Origin of the sequence: Bacillus sp. R86525, assembly GCF_042466195.1 — a bacterium.
Lineage (GTDB): Bacteria > Bacillota > Bacilli > Bacillales > Bacillaceae_G > Bacillus_A > Bacillus_A nitratireducens.
Genome location: NZ_JAXHPX010000007.1, coordinates 2,323,807 through 2,347,248 on the forward strand (window position 1 = coordinate 2,323,807; position 23,442 = coordinate 2,347,248).

Below are 23,442 nucleotides of genomic sequence, written 5' to 3' on the forward strand. Positions count from 1 at the left end.
GGGTGTTTTTAATGGATAAAAAAGTATCTGCCATTCCTCAACCGAAAACATATGGATTGCTGGGGAATCTCCCATTAATCGATAAAGATAAACCGACCCTATCCTTTATCAAGATAGCGGAAGAGTATGGTCCCATTTTTCGAATTCAAACTTTAAGTGATACCATCATTGTCGTTTCTGGACATGAACTGGTAGCAGAAGTCTGTGACGAAACAAGATTTGATAAAAGTATAGAGGGTGCTTTAGCGAAAGTTCGCGCCTTTGCTGGAGACGGATTATTTACAAGCGAGACTCACGAGCCTAACTGGAAAAAAGCTCATAATATTTTGATGCCTACATTCAGCCAACGAGCAATGAAAGATTATCATGCTATGATGGTCGATATTGCTGTACAACTCGTTCAAAAATGGGCACGGCTTAATCCGAATGAAAACGTAGATGTTCCGGAGGATATGACTCGCCTTACATTGGATACAATTGGTCTATGTGGTTTTAATTATCGATTTAATAGCTATTATCGTGAGACCCCTCATCCTTTTATTACTAGCATGAGCCGTGCTCTAGATGAGGCGATGCACCAATTACAGCGGCTGGATATAGAAGATAAACTCATGTGGAGAACGAAACGTCAATTTCAACATGATATTCAATCTATGTTTTCTTTAGTAGATAATATTATTGCTGAACGTAAAAGTAGTGGAAATCAGGAAGAAAATGATTTACTTTCCCGTATGTTAAATGTGCAGGATCCGGAAACTGGTGAAAAATTAGATGATGAAAATATTCGTTTCCAAATTATCACTTTTTTAATAGCTGGGCATGAAACAACAAGTGGATTATTATCTTTTGCAATCTATTTTTTATTAAAGAATCCAGATAAATTGAAAAAAGCCTATGAAGAAGTAGATCGGGTTTTAACAGATCCCACTCCAACATACCAACAAGTTATGAAATTAAAGTATATCCGGATGATTTTAAATGAATCGCTACGTCTATGGCCTACTGCTCCAGCATTCAGTCTCTATACAAAAGAGGATACAGTGATTGGTGGGAAATATCCAATTAAAAAAGGAGAAGATCGTATTTCTGTTCTGATTCCACAGCTACATAGGGATAAAGACGCGTGGGGAGACAATGTGGAAGAATTCCAACCTGAACGATTTGAAGAGCTGGATAAGATTCCTCATCATGCTTATAAGCCATTTGGAAATGGTCAACGAGCATGTATCGGTATGCAGTTTGCACTTCATGAAGCCACACTCGTAATGGGAATGCTTCTTCAACATTTTGAATTAATTGATTATCAAGACTATCAGCTGGACGTAAAACAAACATTAACGCTAAAGCCTGGTGATTTTAAAATTAGGATTATACCCCGAAATCAAACTATTAGCCATACTACTGTTCTTGCGCCTATAGAGGAGAAACTGAAAAACCATGAAATCGAACAGCAACTTCAGAAGACACCTTCTATTATTGGAGCCGATAATCTTTCGCTTCTTGTTCTGTATGGATCGGATACAGGGGTAGCAGAAGGTATTGCAAGAGAACTAGCAGATACAGCTAGTTTAGAAGGTGTTCAAACGGAAGTGGTAGCTCTTAACGATCGAATTGGAAGTCTGCCAAAAGAAGGGGCGGTTCTTATTGTAACTTCTTCTTATAATGGAAAACCACCAAGTAATGCAGGGCAGTTTGTTCAGTGGTTGGAGGAATTAAAACCGGATGAGCTAAAAGGTGTTCAATACGCAGTTTTTGGTTGTGGAGATCATAATTGGGCTAGTACTTATCAGCGAATTCCAAGATACATTGATGAGCAAATGGCTCAAAAAGGAGCAACAAGATTTTCTACACGTGGAGAAGCGGATGCAAGTGGTGATTTCGAGGAACAGCTCGAGCAATGGAAACAAAGTATGTGGTCTGATGCGATGAAGGCATTTGGATTGAAACTTAACAAAAACATTGAGAAAGAACGCAGTACATTAAGTTTACAATTTGTTAGTCGTCTTGGAGGATCTCCTCTTGCGCGAACATATGAAGCAGTTTATGCATCTATACTAGAAAATCGTGAACTTCAATCATCTAGCAGTGAAAGAAGCACGCGACATATTGAGATATCCTTGCCAGAAGGCGCTACGTATCAAGAAGGTGAGCACCTTGGGGTGCTGCCAATTAATAGTGAGAAAAATGTCAACCGAATTTTAAAACGCTTCGGATTAAACGGGAAGGATCAAGTCATATTGAGCGCAAGTGGGCGTAGTGTAAATCACATACCTTTAGACAGTCCTGTTAGTTTATTTGACCTTTTTAGTTATAGTGTAGAAGTTCAAGAAGCAGCCACTCGAGCACAAATACGAGAAATGGTGACATTCACAGCATGCCCTCCTCATAAAAAGGAATTGGAATCATTATTGGAAGAGGGAGTTTATCATGAACAAATATTAAAGAAACGTATGTCAATGTTGGATCTTCTTGAAAAGTATGAGGCTTGTGAAATCCGATTTGAACGCTTTTTAGAACTTCTTCCTGCGCTCAAACCGCGTTACTATTCTATTTCAAGCTCTCCACTCGTTGCACAGGATCGTCTGAGCATTACGGTTGGTGTTGTTAATGCACCTGCATGGAGTGGGGGAGGGACATATGAAGGAGTCGCTTCTAATTATTTAGCTCAGCGTCATAATAAAGATGAGATTATCTGTTTCATTCGAACGCCACAATCAAACTTTCAATTACCTGAAAATCCAGAAACACCAATTATCATGGTTGGACCAGGTACTGGAGTTGCACCATTCCGTGGATTCTTACAAGCGCGTCGTGTTCAAAAGCAAAAAGGTATTAACTTAGGACAAGCACATTTATATTTTGGTTGTCGTCATCCTGAAAAGGATTATCTCTATCGTACAGAACTAGAAAGTGATGAAAGAGATGGATTAATCTCTTTACACACAGCTTTTTCTCGCCTAGAAGGATATCCTAAAACATATGTACAGCATTTAATAAAACAAGATAGAATCAATTTAATTTCGTTATTAGATAATGGGGCGCATCTTTATATATGTGGTGATGGAAGTAAAATGGCTCCTGACGTAGAAGACACCCTTTGTCAAGCATATCAAGAAATTCATGAAGTCAGTGAACAAGAAGCAAGGGATTGGTTGGAACGTGTGCAAGATGAAGGGCGATATGGAAAAGATGTTTGGACTGGAATCTAAATTCTTCTTAATTAGATAAGTAATATTTAATTCACGAACTTCTTTCGACTAAGTATAACTGTAAACAAAATAAACAGCTTTATAAAAACCCTGTATTTTTTATTAAATATAGGGTTTTCTTATTTCTGAATAAAAGGGACGTATATGTTGATTCAAAATCCAATAATTTTTATGCTTTATATACACAACATGAATAAAAGGATGATAAAATTTTTATGGTTAGTATGATAATTTGGAAACAGAAGTCAGCTTAATCTATGAAAACCTTATCAGAGGAGTGATGTAAGTGAAACAAAATGTTTACGATAATCCGAATTTCTTCAAAAACTACACAGCGTTGCGTGAAAGTGGAATAAACGCTAATGACTTCATAGAACAGCCAGCAATCAAATCATTAATTCTGTGTTTGAAAGGAAAATCGGTATTAGACTTGGGTTGCGGTGATGGTCATTTTTCAAAGTATTGTATAGAAAATGGTGCAAAAAACGTAATAGGTGTAGATATATCCAAAAATATGATTGAACGTGCTAAAAAGTTAAATCAGGATGATAACATAGAATTTATGTGTCTTCCTATGGAGGATATGGGACTAACCAATCAAAAGTTCGACCTGATTATAAGTGCTCTCTCTATACATTACATTGAAGATTACTCGGCAATGATTCAAAAGATTAATGAACTATTAAAAAGCGGTGGAGAATTTATTTTTTCAACCGAACATCCAATAGCAACAGCTCGCAAAGGAAGCAATCATTGGATAAAAACTGAGGATGGTAATAAATCACACTGGGCATTAGATAATTATCAAGAAGAAGGAATCAGAGTACACAACTGGTTTGTTGACGATAGTGTGGTTATTTATCATAGAACTGTTGCCACATTAATAAATACTTTAATTGAACACGGGCTTTCGCTGGATAAAATAATCGAACCGCAATCAACTTTGGCAGGGATAGAGAAAATGCCAGATTTAATAAACGAATCGCGAAGTCCATCTTTTATTATAATCAAGTCAAAAAAAACAAAATAATATTTAAAAATATCTACCGCAATCTGGGAGCTTTTATTGAATTACGAAAACAGCCGTTTCACTAAGGAATGGCTGTTTTTTTAAAAACATAACCTAAAGCCGTTAAACTGTATGCGTTCAAGTTGCTATCATTTTTTAATTATTTTATCCCGCATTAACGGGCAGTAAGAATCCTACCTCAAAATTCGGCGAATGCGAGGGAGTTAGGAGGGAGTCGGGCTACCCGTAAAAGCCCGATTGGTGAAGGCTAATAATCAGTGGGGGATGGACAAAACCCCCACTGATTAAAGTTTTACTTTCTAAAAGGGGTTGTGAAAATACAGGTGAAATTTCAATTGAGTGCAGGAATAATAACCGTACTCATTTAAGATATTACCATCATTCGAATTGAAAAATATTGAACATAGGAGTGAGTGAAAATGGCATATTTATTACAAGTTGATTTTCCGTTTGAAGGTCCTTTTGGTGAAGAAATGGAAAAAGCATTTTGGGATTTAGCAAAAAGTATTAATGAAGAAGAAGGATTCCATTCGAAAATATGGACGGAGAATCAAGAAACGAAAGAAGCTGGAGGCATCTATGTATTTGAAGAAAAACAAGATGCTGAAAAATATGCCGAAATGCACAAAAACAGACTGCAAGCATCTGGTGTTAAAGATATTAGAGTAAGAATTTTTGCCATCAATGAAAAGTTAACTAAAGTGAATCGTGGTTATAGTAAATAATAGGGGACACGGAATTCAAAAAAGAAGGGGGGAATCCCTTCTTTTTTTGAATTGATGCTACAGAAAGAATAGCGTGTTTTTTAATTTAGGGTCATCTCTTTTTGATAGTTTGATATCGATGTGACAATACCCCTTTATTATTTTTTAGGTTACAATACATGTATTGCTTCAATAACATATGATCATTCTTAAGAATGTCATTGAAATGTACCAATAGATGTTAGTGCAGCAAAATAAATTGTGTTATGATGTGAGCAAATATAAAGCTATCTAACGGAGGGATTCATATGCCGCATGTTGTGTTTCGTGGAATTACTACTGAACAATTAAAAAGCATAAGCAAGCCATTAGTAGAAGAGCTCGCAGATATCTGTGAGTGTGGTACGGATAATTTCACCTTGGAACTACCAAGTTCTACGTTTGTATTTAATGGAGAAGAAATAGAAGTGTTTCCTCTTATTAAAGTGAAATGGTTCGAGCGTGGACAGGAAATTCGTGATCGAGTTGCCAAGGCCATTACTACATATGTAATGGATTTTGGACTTCCAGAAGTAGAGGTTGTATTTACGGTTTTCACAGAATCAGCGTATTATATTAACGGGAAGCATTGTGCAAGTTAGAGCTATTTGAAAGATTTTTATAACATTTATAAGGGGGAGAACCACATTGCTATCAAGCTAAGTAAAGTAAATATCCAAAAACAAAAAAATGAACTCAATTCTCATAGACAACTAACTTTGAAGAGATAAAATTTTTATTTTTGGGGACATCAAAATATTAGCTTAATGGATATGTGGCGCTACCCCATTAAGAAAAGAAATAGGAAAAACATCCTATTTCTTTTTATTAATATAATAAAATGTAAATAATAAATCTAAAGTAATGATAATAATTAGAAGTGATAAGTGTATAAGTGCATCAGTTTTTCCGTTTAATAAAGACTTTATAAAGAAATCCCATTCTTTTTCATAGGGAGGCTCTGCCCAATTTCGTTGCAGTCCTAACACTATTCCATTTATGAAAAAGATAATACTTAATAGGATTCTTCCAACAAATACGGCAACTACTTTTAAATTCCAATGCTTTATTTTAATTACATACAGGATTGGAAAGAGTATAAGTATCCAAAAAATAATAATATAGATTGTATTTACCATTCTCTACTCCTAACAAAATGATTGTTTTGAATATAGGTGAGTCTTCAAGTTGAAGGTATGATTCATTATTACTGGTTGCGTACTTGCAAAGAAAAGGGCCGGAATTCCGGCCTTTTTCTATCCCGCAAAAGCTCCCTAATTAAAGTCTTACTTTATCTCTCCGTCTCAAAAAACTCAATCCACTCTCCATCAGGTCCAGCAAAAAATATGTAACGTGTTCCATCTGGTAATGTTTCAATTTCTTCTCCTAGTAAAAAGGTTACTTTGTATTTCTTTAGTCTTTTAATTTCATCTTCTAATGAATCTACTTTAAAACAAATGTGATGTACTTTTCCTTCTGCCGGAAGAGAAGAGTTATAACCTTCAATTAGTTCAAGTATCGTTTCCTTCGATTCTTCCACACCTAAAAAAGCGAGTTTTAAGTTTGGGTTTGGATGTCCCATACGTTTAATGAGCTGTAAGCCGACTACTTCTTCATAAAATGAGATAGATGTTTCTAAGTTTGCAACCATAAGTCCAACGTGTTCGATTCTTCTAACTGGCATGTAGATTCCTTCCTTCTTTCTGAAAATTATATACAATATATTATTGAAAATTAAGAAAATAAGCAAGATAAAAACCTTACAAATTTTAGCGTGTTATATGGTATAGTGAGAAAGTATGTTTGGGGAGAAGGAAGGAGATTATACGATGAATACACCTACTCAAACTCCTTCATTATCGGAAACGATGAAAGAGTGGCATTATGCGTTAGCATATGAAATTAAACATTGGAAAACGATAGGTGGTAGTAAAATTTCTATCATTAACGGTCGTTTCTTATATACAGATTATGAAAGTACAGTATATGTATTTCAGCTTATTTCAGAGGTAAGCTTACCTGAAGGTTCACCAATTCGAATTGAGTTTGATGGTGAGGAAGCGACAGGAGAAGTATTATCTGTACATGGATTAGAAATCGAATTGAAGTTAAATGATTATATACAAGGCGAAATACGAGAAGCCGTTTTATACAGTGAACCGTGGCAATTGTTAGAGCAACTGCAAGAGCGATTGAAAGAGGCACATAAAGATAAGCTGAAACGTAATCGTATAAAGCGTCTTGTTGATGGGACGAGCAGTCCAAAGCATATTGAGAAGATGAAAAATCCGAAAAATGAATTGGCGTATCGTTCGTTTTACAATCCGACAACGTACGTGTGGGGACCGCCTGGAACAGGGAAGTCTTACAATTTATCACGTATTATTTCGGCTCATTATCAAAAAGGAAAATCGGTACTTGTATTGGCTCATAGTAATGCGGCAGTAGACGTATTAATGAGCGAGGTAACGAAGCAAATTGAGAAGAAAAAGAAATGGACACCTGGCGAAATTGTTCGTTACGGTTATAGTCAACATGAACATATACGAAATCATGAAACATTACTTACGTCGAAGCTAGTTGAAACGACGAACGGATCATGGGGAGAAGAAAGACTCTATTTAGAAGAGACACGACAAGATCTTCGTGAAAAGATTTTATCATATAAAGCGACTTCCGCTGATAAGAAGCGTATACAAGAGATTGAAAGTGATCTTCGAAAGCAAAAAGCGAAAATTAAAGAAGTAGAAAAGGAATATATTGAAAATGCAAAAGTAATCGGCGCAACTTTATCGAAATGTGCCATTGATTCACTTATTTATGAGCGTACATTTGATTTAGTTGTCGTAGATGAAGTGAGTATGGCATATGTGCCGCAAATTGCATTAGCTGCTTCACTTGGAAAACGTATTGTCGTTTGTGGTGACTTTTTACAATTACCTCCAATTGCGATGGCGAACCATGAACTCGTTCGCAAATGGCTTGGGGAAGATATGTTTTACCATGCTGGGATTGTTGAGTCTGTCAATAAATCAGAAGCACATCCGAACCTCTTTATGTTGCAGGAACAAAGGCGTATGCATGCGGATATATCGAAGTTTACAAATTCATTTATTTATAAAAATAGAGTATACGACCATCCGTCTGTTTCAGAGCGTAAGGAACTTGCGCAGCTACACCCGTTCGCAAATGAGGCAAGTGTTTTATTTGATACGAGCTTAATGGGCGCCTTTTCGTTAAAAGACGCTGCTTCAGGTTCTCGTTTTAACATTATGTCTGGTTTAGTAGCGATGCAAATGATGTTAATCGGACTGTTAGATGGTGTTCAATCGATCGGTGTTGTTACACCTTACAGGGCACAATCCCGCTTTTTATCAACGTGTATTAGAGAAATGTTGCAGAGAACGAAATATCAAAATATACCAGTTTTAGCGGCGACGGTTCATAAGTTTCAAGGTTCTGAAAGAGATATGATGATATTTGATACGGTTGATAGTTATCCGCAAGAACGACCAGGCGTGTTATTCTTTGACCATAAAAATCATCGCCTCGTCAATGTTGCAGTGACAAGGGCGAGAGGGAAATTCATTCAATTATCAGATTGTCATTATATGCGTAAAAACCTTTCGAGAAAACAAGCGTTATCACAATTAACGGCGCATATAGAACGTCACGGAGATGTGTATGATCGTACGACATCAAGACAATTGTGGGAGCGGAAAATTTCGAAACGTTTACGCTGGTTTATGGAAATGAATCTTGAAGAACCGAAAGGGTTATTGAAAGATATTTTAGCCGCAAAACGAAAAATTATTATTTCACTTCCAAGTACAAAGCAAGTGGATAAACGAGTATGGCAAGCGTTAATGCGTACAAATGCGCAAATAACGGTGTATAGTGACGGACCAGTTCCGTTGAAAAATGTAAAGCTACAAAGACAAAATAAAGCATTCCCGTTTATCGTAATCGATGATGAAATCTTTTGGGCAGGGGCACCGCTCACATCTCAAATGATGTTTGAAGGTAGTATGGAATTTCCGTACGTATGTGCAAGACTGCAAGCACCAGAAACAATTGGTGTATTAAAAGGATTTTTAGATATCCGGTAAATTCGGATAGGAATTCCTTGACTTTTAATCGGAATGAACTTAGAATGAATGTAATTTAATATAATTTTATGAAAATTCTTATCGTGAGAGGTTGAGGGACTGGCCCTATGACACCTCGGCAGCGGATTCTTTATGAATACTGTGCCAATTCCAGCAAGGTAACTTGAAAGATAAGAAAGAAGCTCATTTTGACTGTATATACAGAAGCCTCTTTCTATCTTTTAGAAAGAGGCTTTTTTACGTGAAAATATAAGGGGGAAGAAGAATGGGAGCGACAGGAGTAACGTCACAAAGAAAAACAATTGAAGAGAGTATTGAAAGAAATAAGGAAAAGTACATAGAAACAAGTCACGATATTCATGCGAATCCGGAGATTGGTAACCAAGAGTTTTACGCATCAAGAACGTTAAGTTTATTACTAGGTAGTGCAGGGTTTCAATTACAACACAATATAGCTGGACATGAAACAGGATTTATCGCGCGAAAAAGTTCAGGAAAACAAGGGCCGGTCATTGCATTTTTAGCTGAGTATGATGCTTTACCAGGACTCGGTCATGCATGTGGTCACAATTTAATCGGAACAATTAGCGTTGCAGCAGCGATCGCGTTATCAGAAACGCTTGAGGAAATAGGCGGAGAAGTTGTCGTGTTCGGAACACCAGCAGAAGAGGGTGGTCCAAATGGTAGCGCCAAAGCGAGTTATGTAAAAGCTGGTTTATTTAAAAATGTTGATGCAGCACTTATGATTCATCCGAGCGGAAAAACAGCGACAACGAGCCCTTCATTAGCAGTCGATCCACTTGATTTTCATTTTTACGGAAAAACAGCTCATGCCGCAGCTTCACCGGAAGAAGGAATTAACGCATTAGATGCGATTATTCAGCTGTATAACAGCATTAACGCACTTCGCCAACAACTTCCGTCAGATGTGAAAATTCATGGTGTTATTACAGAAGGCGGAAAAGCACCGAATATTATTCCTGACTACGCCGCAGCAAGGTTCTTCATCCGAGCAGCAACGAGAAAAAGATGTGCGGAAGTAGCAGAGAAAGTAAGAAAAATCGCAGAGGGAGCAGCATTAGCAACAGGTACGAAAGTGAAAATTCATCAATTCCAAAATGAAATTGATGAACTACTCGTAACAAAAACATTTAATGATGTCGTAGCCGAAGAACTAGAATTACAAGGCGAAGACGTAAATCGGAAAGAAAGATTTGGTATCGGCTCAACAGATGCAGGAAACGTAAGCCAAGTCGTACCGACCATTCACCCGTACATTAAAATCGGTCCAGACGATTTAATTGCACATACGAATGAATTTAGAGAAGCAGCACGTTCAGAATTTGGAGATAAAGCATTAATTACATCGGCAAAAGCACTGGCAAATACGGCGTATCGATTAATTATAGAAGAAGGGTTGTTAGAGAAGGTGAAGGAGGAGTTTAGAGAGGCACAGAGGAATCAGGGATAGATGATTAAAAGGAGCGGGTTTGACGAGGGAAATGAAAAACATATGCACAATGCAAAAAGGCGACTTTCCGTTCAAACTTGAACGGAAAGTCGCCTTTTTCTTATGCTTTTTTACCTTTAAATCTATGTTCAATAACATAGGGTTTTCTGGACAAATGTGTCTAAACGTACAATTTTAAACTTTTGGTGACGTGCCCCCATGCCCATCAACTTAAGAGTGTAAACAAATTGAACTCTTGTTCAGCCGGGTTAAAACATTGTTAAAATAAAAGTATATTCTTAAAAATGCGCATTTCAAATAAACCCTAACGGGTCTCACCTTTTTAATTATGCAATTTTCTTTTGTTTCCTCAATCCACTATATTCATACACAACACCCATAATATCAAAGACAGTTTTCTTCTCATATTTGTGAGATTTCCGTCCGTTCTTCTGTAGAAGATGGAACAGGCGAATTAAAATTTTTGTTATTTCTCGGGTGTTTTGCTGTATAGCTTGATAAAGAATGTATAGATGGTCTTGAATCATTCCAATGGCTTTATATTCGCTTAATTCTCTTTTTTTCTTTCTTAAAATTAACTGTCGCATCTTAAACATAGTAGAAGAACATAGAAAAATAGCGATGAGTTTTCCATAAATGTGGCATTCTAATCGCTCTCGTTTGATATTGTGCCAATCATGAATTTGAAATAAGGATTTCCAAGTTTTAAAGATAATTTCAACCTGCCAGCGGAGGGAATAAAAATCATGTATTTGTTCCATCGGAACCCATTCCAAAGGTGTATTGGTAACATAAATGTTCATACCAGTTAATCGTTTGCTTTTCTCTGAGTACGTAATACCCTTTTTCTTTTCCGTATACACTTGTTTTTTCTTACGCTCTCGAAGTTGTTTTTCAGTTAATCGATATATAATAACTCGTGTAAATAGTTTTTTATCCTTTCCGATATAAGCATCTGATATTTCATAGACCTGTCCCGGTTTTAAGGTATTCATAATGTGTTCTAAATCAACTTTGATGTACTGAGACTGTTTTTTTACTGTTCCATTTCGAAAGTATTCAGGAAACTCATTTTTGATATACACCATATTATTTAGTTTAAGTCGCGATATATAATACACGCCTCGTTGGTCCATTTGATCTAAATTTTCCAGTGAATAATAGCCTAAATCCCGAATACATAAATCGCCAGGTCGTAATGTTGCTAAACATTCTGTTCCAAAGGTCTTATCATTGTTCTTACCCGGTTCAACTTGAAAATTTAAAACCTGTCCACTATGTAAATCATATTCTAATTGAATCTTTATACCTGCTGTTTGTGCACAACCACCTGATCCAGGATACACACTAGCTAAATGTTTTGGTACTTGAAAAATCGTCGCATCTAAAATACGAATCCGTTGAAAATAGGTAATTGAAGAGCTTGGAATCACTGATGTTTCACAAATTTTATTTTTTAATAATATAGAGAAGATATGTTTTAAAAAGCAAACAGCCTTCTTATTGAAGCGTTTATTTAGTCCTTCTGGACTCATAAGAGTTCCTGTAACAGCATGAAGTTGACTACACAGTCGAACTAAGGAATCACTCGCTACACGTTGACTAATCCACACACAAATAATAGCTAAATCACGTCCTGAAAATTTACGCTTTCTTTGTACAAAAGCTAGTTCTCTAGCGAGTTTTTCTAAAAATGATGGGGTAAGATGTTGATGTAATTCTTCAGCAAATAATTGTAGCTCGCTTCGAATTGAAAGATTCATAAAAATCTCATCCTTTCTAATAATCAAGCTTGTTTAGAAAGAATAACGTTTTTTTATACCTGAGGATAGTGAAAACTTCGAGTTTTTCTTACAAATATCGTGAATTCATTTCGAATTCGCGCATTTTTCTGTTAATTAAAAGACACAAACTTGGATATATATGCTAATATCAGGGAGGAATTGTGAATAAAACTAGAAAAATGGAGAAAATTATGAAAACTTTCATATATATGGTGAGACACGGGGATTCACCGAAATTTGGAAAAGAAGAGACAAGAGGATTAACTGAAAAAGGAAAATTAGATGTTCAACGAATAACAGATGGATTACAAGGTGAGGAAATCGACGTTGTTATCTCGAGTCCATACAATCGCTCAATTCTAACTGTTCAGCAGTTAGCGAAGCAAATAGGACAAGAAGTTATAGTATTTGAGGACTTAAAAGAGAGAATTTTTATTGCTGAAGAGGAACGAATGTCGGATAAAGAATTATTCCCTTTGATAGAAAAGTCATTCATAGACCCCGACTTTGCTTTAAAGGGAGGAGAGTCGAATGTCGACTGTCAGAAACGTGCTATAAAAGTTTTAAAAGAATTATTAAACACCTATCGAGGACAGAAAGTAGTATTAGGCACTCATGGAGCTGTAATGACTTTGATGATGGGGTATTATGACAGTAAGTATGATTTGAATTTTTTACTACAGACATCAAAACCAGATATATATAGAATGGAATTCAATGGGCAGGAATTGGTGGAAGTTAAAAGATTGTGGGGAATTTCATAGATTGACTTTATTCATCCATAGCTTACCTAAATGACGTGTATTATAAGAAAAAGGGTTACTGCGGTAACCCTTTTTCTTATGGCATTGATGGGGATTGAGTTCAACAATATAAAAATTCGGTTTCTTAGTGTACAAAACTCACGTTTTGTTCTTGCTATCCCGAGGTGAAATGGGAGGGAATGTTTTTGGGCAGGATATTTTTAAAGTTATTTTTTAAATCAATCCTATTTGTTTTCTTATGCGGTATTGTTGTTTTTTCTATATTTCAGATTATTTTTGTCTGGAGTGTTTCGACAGGATTAGGAAGAGATGATATAGTCGGGTTTTCTGATAATAAGTATGTAATTGGTCGTCCACCTGTTAGCTATAATTTATATAAAAAAGATAGTGGGGAAACTATATTAGATAATGTTATTGGTTATAAAAAAGGAAAAACTAAAAGCTATATTCGGAATGAAATTGAATTTGTAGTGATAAATGAGACAAAGGGTAGCTATGAATTGTATAAAATAGAAAAGGCTTCAGAAAAGGATATAAAACGGCTGAAAGAAATGAAGAAATTAGAATAAAAGAGACTATCTCAAAGGTAAAAATGTATACTTGTTATGGTTAGATCTAAAAAATGGTTTAGACAGATAACTGGGTTTTATTTTATAAAAAGAATTATTATTAAAATAAAGCATTAGGGGTTCAGTCCCATGCTCTCAAGCTAATATTTTGAAGTGTCCTCAAAACGAAAATTTTCTTCGTTTTGGGGAACTACCAATTTCTTAAGTTGATGGGCATGTGACGTGCCCCCTATAATCTCACTCCTAAGTTTAATTATGTGAATCGTGAAAATATTCACGATGTCTAAAACGTGAACATTTTTGTATTTCTTTTAAATGTGAGAAATGTTTATCATTTTAGCCAAGAAGACACCTTCCTCAAGGAACTTGAAGGGTCACAGCCTAGTGAGTAGGTGGGAGATAAATTGAAAATGGGAGGTTTTTTTGTTGTATCAAGTGCAAGAAAAATAATATGAGAAAACTTATGCTTTACATTTCTATACAAAATCAAATAAAATATTCATTAATAAATAGACTGAATTTTCTTTATTTTGAACGGTGGTGAAAAATTGTTATATACAGAATTTATTTCTGAAACAGAGACGATATTGGAATCTTTAATGGATGATTTAATCGTAACAGATGTAAATGGGACGATTCTAAAAGCGACACAATTTACCGCTGATAGATATGGAATTAAGTATGAAAGTTTAATCGGTGCTTCTATTTATGAATTGGAACGAACAGGTATTATTACTCCGATTGTGACACCGTTAATCATACAAAAAAAAGAGAAAATCACAGTTGTTCAGCTTACAAAGACAGGAAATAAATTGCTAGTAACAGGAGTACCCCTATTGGATGAGGAAGGTGAAGTATATCGAGTTGTAAGCTACTCTTATGATGTTTCGGATTTGATAGAAATTCAGAAATATTTAGATCATATGCAAGAGGAACTGGAACGTGTGAAAGAGGAAGCTCAACTTGCACTGCGTGAAAAAATTACATCAGTAGGGCTAATTGCTGATGATCCTGCTATGTATAAAGCAATGGAGACAATACATCAAGTTGCAGAGGTGGATGTAAATACAGTTCTACTTGGAGAATCAGGAGTAGGAAAAACAGCTATTGCTCGTTATATTCATGATAAAAGTCCAAGAACATATGGACCTTTTATTGAAGTCAATTGTGCTGCTATACCTGAGTCTTTATTTGAGGCTGAATTCTTTGGGTATGAAGCTGGCTCTTTTACAGGGGCGAAAAAAAATGGGAAACCCGGATTTGCAGAACTTGCTCATGGGGGAACTTTGTTTCTTGATGAAGTAGGAGAGCTTTCACTTGAACAACAAGTAAAACTTCTTAAGCTAATTGAAGAAAGACAATTTTATCGAGTTGGTGGAACAAAGCTGAAGAATGCAGATTTTCGTCTTATTGTCGCAACAAATCGCGATTTAGAAGAGCTGGTAGAGAATAAAAAATTTAGACAAGATTTATATTTTCGTTTATACGTTGTACCAATTTTGATTCCTCCATTACGTGAACGACCTCAAGATATTATGAATTTGATTTATTTATTTTTGAATAAATTTTGTACTCAATATAAAAGGGAGAGGGAATTGGATCAGGCGGTCATACAAATTTTATTACAGCAAAAGTGGAAAGGAAATGTAAGAGAATTAATGAATATAATAGAACGGCTCGTGATTACATCACATTCAAAGCTTATTACGATTGAAAATATACCAGATTACTATAAATCTAAGAGTGGTGATGAATTCGTTACAAAATCGTCTCAAACTCTTACAGAAATACTAGAAATGGTAGAGAAGCAAGTATTATTTGATGCTAAGAGAAAATATAAAACGACTGTGAAAATAGCAGAGAATTTAGCGATAAGTCAGCCCTCTGTAGTAAGAAAATTGAAGAAGTATAAGATAAATTGAAGTTATGAATGGTGAGAAGGTGGATGAAACATTTTTGTCCATCTTCTTCTTTTTTTCTGAATTGGCATGATATTTGCATTAATAAACAATACAAAGGAGGAGAGAACATTGCCTTATATATAAATACTTATTTTCAATGCTTTAAGATTTAGCACAAGAAAAATAAGTAGGGGATAAATTGATAAGTCAACCTTTATGAGTATGAGGCAAAGAATACCCTAATGTAAGATTTATTTTATTTAAAGTTGTAGAAAAATAAATGGTAGGAGTGAGAAGATGTATAAACCTAAGGATTCTGCTATGTCACCTCGTTTTTGTGGAGTGAAAACGTTTATGAGACTAGAACAAAAAAATACTACTGAAAATGTAGATTTTGCAGTGCTAGGGATTCCTTTTGATACTGCACAGTCGTATCGTGTGGGAGCGCGTTTAGGACCGAATCATATTCGGAATTTTTCAAGTTTATTACGTCCATATAATCCAGATCAAGCAATTGATATTTTTGATTATTGTTCAGGGGTAGACTATGGAGATTTAGATATTGTACCTGGTAATATTCATCGTACATATGACAACATCGTAGAAGGTTTAACACCTTTATTAGAAAAAAGGATTGTACCTATTATATTAGGCGGGGATCATTCTATTTCATTAGGAAATTTAAGAGCATTCGCAAAGCAATTTGGCCCTATAGCTCTTGTTCATTTTGATTCGCATAGTGATACATGGGATCATTACTATGGAGAAAAATATATGCATGGAACTCCATTTCGACGGGCGGTTGAAGAAGGGCTTATTAATGTCGATCATTCTATTCAAGTAGGAATGCGTGGTCCTTTGTATGGACCAAATGATATAGAGGATGCAAGAGAGTTAGGTTTTGAAGTTATTCCAATGAGAGAAGTGCGGAAAATTGGATATACAGAAGTGTTACGGAGAATTCATGAACGAGTAAAGGATGCAGTAACTTTCGTTTCATTTGATATTGATTTTATAGATCCTGCATACGCACCCGGAACGGGAACGCCTGAAATTGGTGGACCTACAACGATTGAAGCAGTGGAACTTATGCAAGGATTAGATGGATTACATATTGCTGGATTTGACTTAGTCGAAGTGTTACCTGCGTATGATAGTGGAGAAATTACAGCAATTGCAGCATCAAGTATTGCATATGAAATGATTACTCTTGTAGCGATGCAAAAAAGACGTAATTTAGTAAGGTTAACATAGTATGTATTGAAAAGGAGGATGTTATGAATACAGTAGATATATTACTAATGGCTGGTTATTTTATAATTATTATTGGTATTGGTTTGATAGGGGCAAGGAAAGCAAAAACATCTGAAGATTTTATGGTTGCTGGTCGTAGTTTAGGTTTAGTGATGTATCTAGCCTGTTTAGCCGCAGTAATTCTTGGTGGGGCATCTACAATTGGAACTGCAAGATTAGGATATGAATTTGGTATTTCAGGGATATGGCTCGTTGTTATGATTGGAATCGGAATTATTCTATTAGGAATATTTTTAGTGAAAAAAGTATCAAGATTTAAAATAATTACAATCAGTGAACTGTTAGGATTACGTTTTAATTCACAAACAAGAGTGATTACTTCATTGATTACATTTATATATGTAACGATGATTACTGTAACGCAAGTAATTGGAATGGGGACTATATTAAATGTACTACTAGGATGGGATATTAAACTTTGTATGTTATTAGGCGGTAGTGTAGTTGTTATGTATACATTACTGGGGGGCATGTGGTCTGTAACGATGACCGATATATTTCAGTTTATTGTAATGACAATTGGAGTATTTGCAATTATGTTACCTCTTAGTTTAGATAAGGCTGGAGGTTGGTCTGCTCTTCAAGAAAAATTACCACATAGTTATTTTGAAATAGCCAACATTGGTGGAGATAAAATTTTCTCGTACTTTCTCTTATATTGTTTAGGGGTACTAATCGGCCAAGATATATGGCAGCGGATTTTTACTGCCAAGACTGTAGGGATTGCGAAAAAAGGTACAATTGGCGCAGGGGTATACTGTCTTTTATATGCTGTTGCAATCAGTATAATTGGCATGTGCGCTGCTGTAGTTTTTCCAAATTTAAGTGATCCACAAAGTGCGTTTATAACAATGGCCATTACAATTTTACCAGTAGGCTTATTAGGGATTGTCATTGCAAGCGTTGTTTCAGCTCTGATGTCAACTGCATCTGCAACACTATTAGCGTCTTCAACATTAATTGTAAACGACATAATAAAAAGTACTACATCTAAGAATATGAGTGAAAAGGCTGTAATTAGAACTTCAAGAATTTTAACATTAATTATCGGAATATTCGTAATGATTAGCGCTGTCTGGATTCAGGATGTTATTGTAGCGTTAGATGTTGCATATGCAATATTATCTGGATCGGTATTCTTTCCGATAATTTTAGGGCTGTTTTGGAAACGCGTAACAGACAAAGCGGCATTTTACTCTATTATTTTAAGTGCAATTGTCACGATAGTTGGTTTAATTGTACAAGGTCTTTCGGCTACAGATCCAATCTTATATGGGATGGTATGTAGTGTTTTATCAATTTTCATCATTTCGTATTTAACGTCACCAGAATTTGAAAAGTATGAAGAGTGGAAAGAACAGCATACAAATGCAGATGTAGATGCATAAACAGATGAATCAATGATTTTTATATGCAATGGGAAACTGATGCACAATGATAAGGAGGAGTTCAAATGAATACAAATTGGAATCATTTAATTGAAAGAATGCCACAATTACTAGCACCAAGTATGGCAAAAGACCATCCGAATTTACCGGTCGTGAAAGAAGAAGGATGTTACTATTTTGGGTTAGATGGGAGGAAATACCTTGATTTTACATCAGGTATTGCAACGACCAATGTTGGACATCGTCACCCAAAGGTCGTACAAGCAATTAAGGATAGTGCAGAGTGTCTGACTCACGGCCCATCTGGAGTTATCATGTATGAGTCAATTTTATGTCTTGCGGAAGAACTTGGGAAGGTATTGCCTCCTAAGTTAGATTGTTTCTTTTTTGCAAATAGTGGTACAGAAGCGATTGAAGGGGCGATTAAGTTAGCAAAATATGTGACGAAAAGACCATATGTTATTTCTTTTTTAGGGTGTTTCCATGGGCGATCAATGGGGGCATTAAGTGTAACAACTTCCAAAAGTAAATATCGTAAGTTTTTGCAACCTAATGGGCTAACGTATCAAATTCCATATGCAAATATTAAAGGTTGTCCGGAAGGGATTGATCCTGAGGAACACTGTGTTGAAAAACTAGAAAGAGATTTTGAAACTCTGTTTAATCATCAAGTTACACCAGAAGAGGTTGCATGTGTAATTGTAGAGCCTGTGCTAGGGGAAGGGGGATATATTGTTCCACCAGCTGGATGGCTAAAGAAAGTTCGTGAAATTTGTAATCAGCATGGAATTCTATTAATCTTTGATGAAGTACAAACAGGATTTGGTCGTACAGGTGAATGGTTCGCAGCACAAACATTTGGAGTAACACCAGATATTATGGCAATCGCAAAAGGAATTGCATCAGGATTACCTCTTAGTGCAACGGTTGCGTCAAAAGAGTTGATGCAGCAGTGGCCATTAGGAACACATGGTACAACTTTCGGAGGGAATCCAATTGCATGTGCAGCGGCACTGGCAACTCTTGAGGTAATGAAAGAAGAACGGTTGGTTGAAAATGCGAAAGAAATGGGTGCTTACGCAGTTCGGAAATTGTATAACTTAAAACAAAAACATTCTGTTATTGGAAGTATACGAGCTGTTGGGTTAATGATTGGAATTGAAATTATTAGCCCTGAAACAGGTACACCTAATGGTGAGGGATTATTTAAAATATTAGACATCGCATTAAAAAAAGGTGTACTATTTTACTTCTGTGGAAATTCAAGTGAAGTAATTCGAATGATTCCACCGCTTTCTATAAACAAAGATCAGATTGATGATGGATTAGCAATTTTAGATGAGGCACTTACAGAATATGAGGAAGAGTTGAAGGTCTTGGTGTAGAATTAAAAAATAATAGATTTCGTTAGATTGAGGGAGAAAAAAGAGGAGAATGGTATAGTACATTTAAGTAAATGGCATCCATTTGAGTAAATTAGATGTACTTTACAAACCTCTCACCAAAGATTTTTACATGGAAGCAGAATAGTGTGAAACACATAATAAAAGATGTATTAATGAATTATTTTAAAGAAATTCATTCATTAGTACTGGAAGAAGAATTACATAAGGGACAGTTGGCATACAGATCTACACTATAAAATCATGGTGAATGGAAATCGGTATTCTGCACGGTTTATGAATAGCAATCGAACAATCAATCCGGCCTTTGGGACGTTATCAAATGAACAATTGAAAGAGCAAGTACGGTTTACGTATTATTTACGAGAGCATGGAATACCATTTATGCAGATTAAGGAGAATAGGGTGGGAGATTCATTTACATTTGTCACTTGGAATGATGAACAGTATCGATTTGTATTGTCTACTTGGATTGAAGGGGAGCATGTTACTCATTGTACAGAAACTATGGCAGAAGTCTTTGGAAAGGAAGCAAGAAAGGTTCATGATATTTCTAGTGCATTTCAAAGCGCGATTTTTCAGAAGAAATCTCATTTGGACGGGTATGTTGAGTTTATTAATATGTTAGAAAGCAAGACAAGCGCATGTAAGGAATTGCGGGAGTATATAGATCTTGCTAAATATCATATAGAGTGCGCATATACGAGTGAATTAGAGTTTATTGTACAAACAGACTTAAATCCTTTGAATGTTTTATGGGGCTCAAGTCAACAGGTAAAAGGAATTGTAGATTTTGAATCTATTAGTTATGTTGATCGTATTGAAGGAGTAGCCTTTTTAATAAAGTGGTATTCCCGGATAGAAGGAATAGAGTCACATAAAGTATGTTCGAAAGTTGCTAGAGCATTTTTAGAAGGGTATAAAGCTAGTAACATTTTAACTTCAAATGATTATGAAAGACTTTCTTCACTGCTATGGTTATCCGGTAGTTTGAATTGGAATTTTGTGAAGAAAACGCTAAGTGTGTTAGAGGATGCGAGACGGTTAGAGGAACATTTGAAAGTTTATAAAATAAGAGGAGAAAGACTGTCTTCATTGTTAATTTGTAGATAACATTTCTTCTCTTTTGGGATTTATAAAACAAAGCATATGAGGTGTTCAAAAATGAAAATACAAATTGTATTGTTTGACGGTTTTGGAGAACTTGTCTCCTTTGCACCTTTTGAAGTACTGAAAAGAGCGATAGAAGAAGGGGCTCCGTTTACAGTTGAACTCGTATCAAGTGAACGAAAGGAAGAGGTTACTACTTCGTTTGGAGTGACGGTGAAACTACATGATTTTTTACGAATGGATAATCGCCCAGATTTGTTAATTGTACCTGGTGGTGGCTGGAATCATAAAGCTAAACACGGGGCGCGAAAGCAAGCTGAGCTTGGTACTTTGACTAAAAAAATTAGAGAGATGCACAACGAAGGAACGATTGTTGCGGGAGTTTGTACTGGAGGTATGTTACTAGCTGCATCCGGTATATTGAATGATAAAAAGGCAACAATGCATCATTTGGCGCAGAGTGAAATTAGTCAATATGGGGCCGAAATTCTTCCTTATAGAATTGTGGATCAAGGGAATGTTATTACTGCAAGAGGAGTTACTTCAGGAGTTGACTTAGGTCTCTGGATTACGGAAAGGTTCGCAAGTCCCAAAATTGCAGCTGCTGTTGAATATAGAATGGAATACGAGCGGCGAGGTGTTGTTTGGAAGTAATTTGACTGTAATTATAGTTTTTGCTGTAGAGCGTATTACATATTTTAAAAGAAAAAGAGCCTACTCGTATGAGTTGGCTCTTTCGTTTATGCACTACTATTTTTTACAGTAATATCCTTTCCGGAAGAGCATAGAATGGATCATGTATTTTGTTTCATAGTGATAATGATTTTTATTATATATTCATAAATTAGTAAAAAGTAGTTTACAAATTTGTATCCGGCTTATATAATTTGACTCATATAAAAAAGTTTCCTTAAGGAAACTTAAGTGTGAATTTACATTCATGTTATATTTTTTTGTTTAAAAGTTGCCTTTGCGCAAAATAATTATATTAACAAAAAAAAGAAGGGGGAATACACAAAAAATGAGTGAGGCTATAATCGTCAAAGATTTGTTTGTATCCTATCAAGGGAATCAAGTAGTTCAAAACGTTTCTTTTGAAATTGAAAAAGGAAAACTCGTTGGAATTATCGGTCCAAACGGTGCGGGGAAATCTACTTTAATGAAAGCTGTTTTAGATTTAATCCCAAGTGATAAGGGATATGTTCGGATTCTTGGAGAGGATATTCGAAGCGCTAGAAAATATGTTGCGTATGTACCGCAAAGAAGTGATATAGATTGGGATTTCCCGATCACAGTTATAGATGTCGTACTAATTGGAACGTATCCATCTTTAGGGATGATGAAAAGGCCGAAGAAAGAGCATCGGGATTGGGCGTATGAATGTTTAAAAAAGGTCGGAATGGAAGAGTTTAAAAATCGTCAAATTGGTGAGCTTTCAGGTGGACAACAACAACGTGTCTTTTTGGCGAGAGCTTTAGCGCAAAAGGCAGAAATATTTTTCTTAGATGAACCGTTTGTTGGAATAGATGTAACAAGTGAAGAGACAATTATTAAAATTCTTAGAGAATTACGTATAGAAGGGAAAACGATTGTTGTTGTACATCACGATTTAAGTAAAGCAGAGTCCTATTTTGATAAATTACTATTACTGAATAGAAGCTTAATTCATTACGGGGAAGTACGACAAGTATTAGAACCAACTGTTATGTCAAAAGCATATGTGAATCAAGGAATATTGTTTAATAATGCAACGGGGGTACATTCATCATGAAGATTGTAGAATTTATAGATGCATTAACGCAGTACAGTTTTCTGCAGAAGGCGCTTTTAACTTCCGTTATGGTAGGAGTGATTTGTGGGGTAATAGGATGTTTTATTATTTTACGAGGTATGGCATTAATGGGTGATGCGATCTCACATGCCGTTCTTCCTGGAGTAGCACTTTCTTATATGATCGGTATGAACTATTTCATAGGGGCGGTTTTAACAGGTGTTATTACTGCAGTTGGAATTGGATTTGTAAGTCAAAATAGTAGAATTAAACATGATATGGCGATAGGGATTATGTTCACATCTGTTTTCGCTATAGGGATTATTTTAATTACCTTTATGAAGAGTAGTTCTGATTTGTATCATATTTTATTCGGGAATGTCCTATCAGTTCGTTCTTCTGATATGTGGATGACACTTATTATCGGAGTGGTTATTATCGGGCTTGTGATGCTGTTTTACAAAGAATTACTCGTATCCACTTTTGATCCAACGATGGCGCAAAGTTACGGATTACCGAACAAATGGATTCATTATGGCTTAATGATTCTACTTACAATGGTTACAGTAGCATCACTTCAAACTGTAGGAATTATTTTAGTTGTCGCTATGCTTATTACACCAGCGGCTACAGCGTATTTATTAACAAATCGTTTATGGGTCATGATTTATTTAGCTGCAGGTATTGGTGCACTTTCATCTGTAGTAGGGCTATATTTTAGTTTCTCTTATAATCTTGCTTCAGGTGCAACAATTGTTCTTGTCGCAACATTCTTGTTCGCATTGGCATTCTTTTTCTCACCGTCACAAGGTTTGTTTTGGAGAGCTATCAAAATTAGAAAAAATAGAGCAGAGTTGTCATAATTGATTGGAGGAT

The 23,442-nt window shown here is 35.7% G+C and carries 18 protein-coding genes, 1 pseudogene and 1 riboswitch; of the genes and pseudogenes, 16 read left to right on the plus strand and 3 right to left on the minus strand.

The annotated features are described in order from the left end of the window. Positions 1 to 11 precede the first annotated feature (11 nt). The 4 genes from cypD (at position 12) to SJY24_RS14535 (ending at position 5,584) form a co-directional block, all read left to right on the plus strand. Positions 12 to 3,209 carry a bifunctional P-450/NADPH--P450 reductase gene (gene cypD / locus SJY24_RS14520; RefSeq protein WP_377865121.1) on the plus strand — a complete coding sequence of 1,066 codons (3,198 nt, stop codon included), beginning with the start codon at positions 12 to 14 and terminating at the stop codon, positions 3,207 to 3,209. A gap of 286 nt (positions 3,210 to 3,495) precedes the next feature. Continuing rightward, positions 3,496 to 4,239, plus strand: coding sequence for a class I SAM-dependent methyltransferase (locus SJY24_RS14525; RefSeq protein ID WP_377865122.1), 744 nt, complete (start codon positions 3,496 to 3,498; stop codon positions 4,237 to 4,239). A gap of 419 nt (positions 4,240 to 4,658) precedes the next feature. Next, the gene (locus tag SJY24_RS14530) at positions 4,659 to 4,964 is read left to right on the plus strand and encodes a monooxygenase (RefSeq protein WP_377865123.1); all 306 of its coding nucleotides are present in this window, start codon (positions 4,659 to 4,661) and stop codon (positions 4,962 to 4,964) included. A gap of 287 nt (positions 4,965 to 5,251) precedes the next feature. Beyond that, the gene (locus SJY24_RS14535; protein WP_377865124.1) at positions 5,252 to 5,584 is read left to right on the plus strand and encodes a DUF1904 family protein; all 333 of its coding nucleotides are present in this window, start codon (positions 5,252 to 5,254) and stop codon (positions 5,582 to 5,584) included. A gap of 213 nt (positions 5,585 to 5,797) precedes the next feature. Here the strand turns inward: SJY24_RS14535 and SJY24_RS14540 are convergent, their stop codons facing one another. After that, complete coding sequence (locus tag SJY24_RS14540; RefSeq protein ID WP_377865125.1) at positions 5,798 to 6,121, minus strand: hypothetical protein; 324 nt, start codon at positions 6,119 to 6,121, stop codon at positions 5,798 to 5,800. A 152-nt stretch (positions 6,122 to 6,273) separates the two neighbouring features. Then, positions 6,274 to 6,666, minus strand: coding sequence for a VOC family protein (locus SJY24_RS14545; RefSeq protein ID WP_377865126.1), 393 nt, complete (start codon positions 6,664 to 6,666; stop codon positions 6,274 to 6,276). A 115-nt stretch (positions 6,667 to 6,781) separates the two neighbouring features. On the opposite strand from SJY24_RS14545, the gene SJY24_RS14550 reads away from it, so the two are divergent. Together SJY24_RS14550 and SJY24_RS14555 are read left to right on the plus strand one after the other, a co-directional pair. Further along, a complete protein-coding gene (locus SJY24_RS14550) occupies positions 6,782 to 9,091 on the plus strand; it encodes an AAA domain-containing protein (protein WP_377865127.1) in 2,310 nt (769 codons plus the stop codon). Between the two features lie 75 nt (positions 9,092 to 9,166). Further along, positions 9,167 to 9,268, plus strand: a riboswitch (SAM riboswitch). An 88-nt stretch (positions 9,269 to 9,356) separates the two neighbouring features. Next, positions 9,357 to 10,562, plus strand: a complete 1,206-nt coding sequence (locus tag SJY24_RS14555) for a M20 family metallopeptidase (RefSeq protein WP_377865128.1) — start codon at positions 9,357 to 9,359, stop codon at positions 10,560 to 10,562. A gap of 326 nt (positions 10,563 to 10,888) precedes the next feature. On the opposite strand, the gene SJY24_RS14560 is transcribed toward SJY24_RS14555, so the two are convergent. Continuing rightward, entirely contained in the window at positions 10,889 to 12,325 is a 1,437-nt protein-coding gene (locus tag SJY24_RS14560; protein ID WP_377865129.1) for an IS4 family transposase, read from the minus strand. Positions 12,326 to 12,537: 212 nt separating this feature from the next. On the opposite strand from SJY24_RS14560, the gene SJY24_RS14565 reads away from it, so the two are divergent. From SJY24_RS14565 to SJY24_RS14610, 10 genes and pseudogenes are all read left to right on the plus strand, one after another. Next, entirely contained in the window at positions 12,538 to 13,110 is a 573-nt protein-coding gene (locus SJY24_RS14565) for a histidine phosphatase family protein (RefSeq protein WP_377867258.1), read from the plus strand. Between the two features lie 185 nt (positions 13,111 to 13,295). Beyond that, positions 13,296 to 13,679: a hypothetical protein gene (locus SJY24_RS14570; protein ID WP_142344464.1), complete on the plus strand. Its 384-nt coding sequence runs from the start codon at positions 13,296 to 13,298 to the stop codon at positions 13,677 to 13,679. Between the two features lie 548 nt (positions 13,680 to 14,227). Continuing rightward, complete coding sequence (locus tag SJY24_RS14575) at positions 14,228 to 15,601, plus strand: sigma-54 interaction domain-containing protein (RefSeq protein ID WP_377865130.1); 1,374 nt, start codon at positions 14,228 to 14,230, stop codon at positions 15,599 to 15,601. A gap of 276 nt (positions 15,602 to 15,877) precedes the next feature. Beyond that, positions 15,878 to 16,834, plus strand: coding sequence for an agmatinase (gene speB, locus SJY24_RS14580; protein ID WP_000277798.1), 957 nt, complete (start codon positions 15,878 to 15,880; stop codon positions 16,832 to 16,834). Positions 16,835 to 16,857: 23 nt separating this feature from the next. Next, the gene (locus SJY24_RS14585; protein WP_001098744.1) at positions 16,858 to 18,282 is read left to right on the plus strand and encodes a sodium:solute symporter family protein; all 1,425 of its coding nucleotides are present in this window, start codon (positions 16,858 to 16,860) and stop codon (positions 18,280 to 18,282) included. Between the two features lie 65 nt (positions 18,283 to 18,347). Beyond that, the gene (locus SJY24_RS14590) at positions 18,348 to 19,667 is read left to right on the plus strand and encodes an aspartate aminotransferase family protein (protein WP_001095744.1); all 1,320 of its coding nucleotides are present in this window, start codon (positions 18,348 to 18,350) and stop codon (positions 19,665 to 19,667) included. 146 nt (positions 19,668 to 19,813) lie between these two features. Next, positions 19,814 to 20,798 (plus strand): annotated as a pseudogene (locus tag SJY24_RS14595) (phosphotransferase). Between the two features lie 51 nt (positions 20,799 to 20,849). Then, positions 20,850 to 21,449 carry a DJ-1/PfpI family protein gene (locus tag SJY24_RS14600; protein WP_377865131.1) on the plus strand — a complete coding sequence of 200 codons (600 nt, stop codon included), beginning with the start codon at positions 20,850 to 20,852 and terminating at the stop codon, positions 21,447 to 21,449. Between the two features lie 367 nt (positions 21,450 to 21,816). Then, positions 21,817 to 22,566: a metal ABC transporter ATP-binding protein gene (locus SJY24_RS14605; protein WP_377865132.1), complete on the plus strand. Its 750-nt coding sequence runs from the start codon at positions 21,817 to 21,819 to the stop codon at positions 22,564 to 22,566. Then, entirely contained in the window at positions 22,563 to 23,429 is an 867-nt protein-coding gene (locus SJY24_RS14610) for a metal ABC transporter permease (protein ID WP_002165479.1), read from the plus strand. Before SJY24_RS14605 ends, SJY24_RS14610 begins: the two co-directional genes overlap by 4 nt. Positions 23,430 to 23,442: the final 13 nt, after the last annotated feature.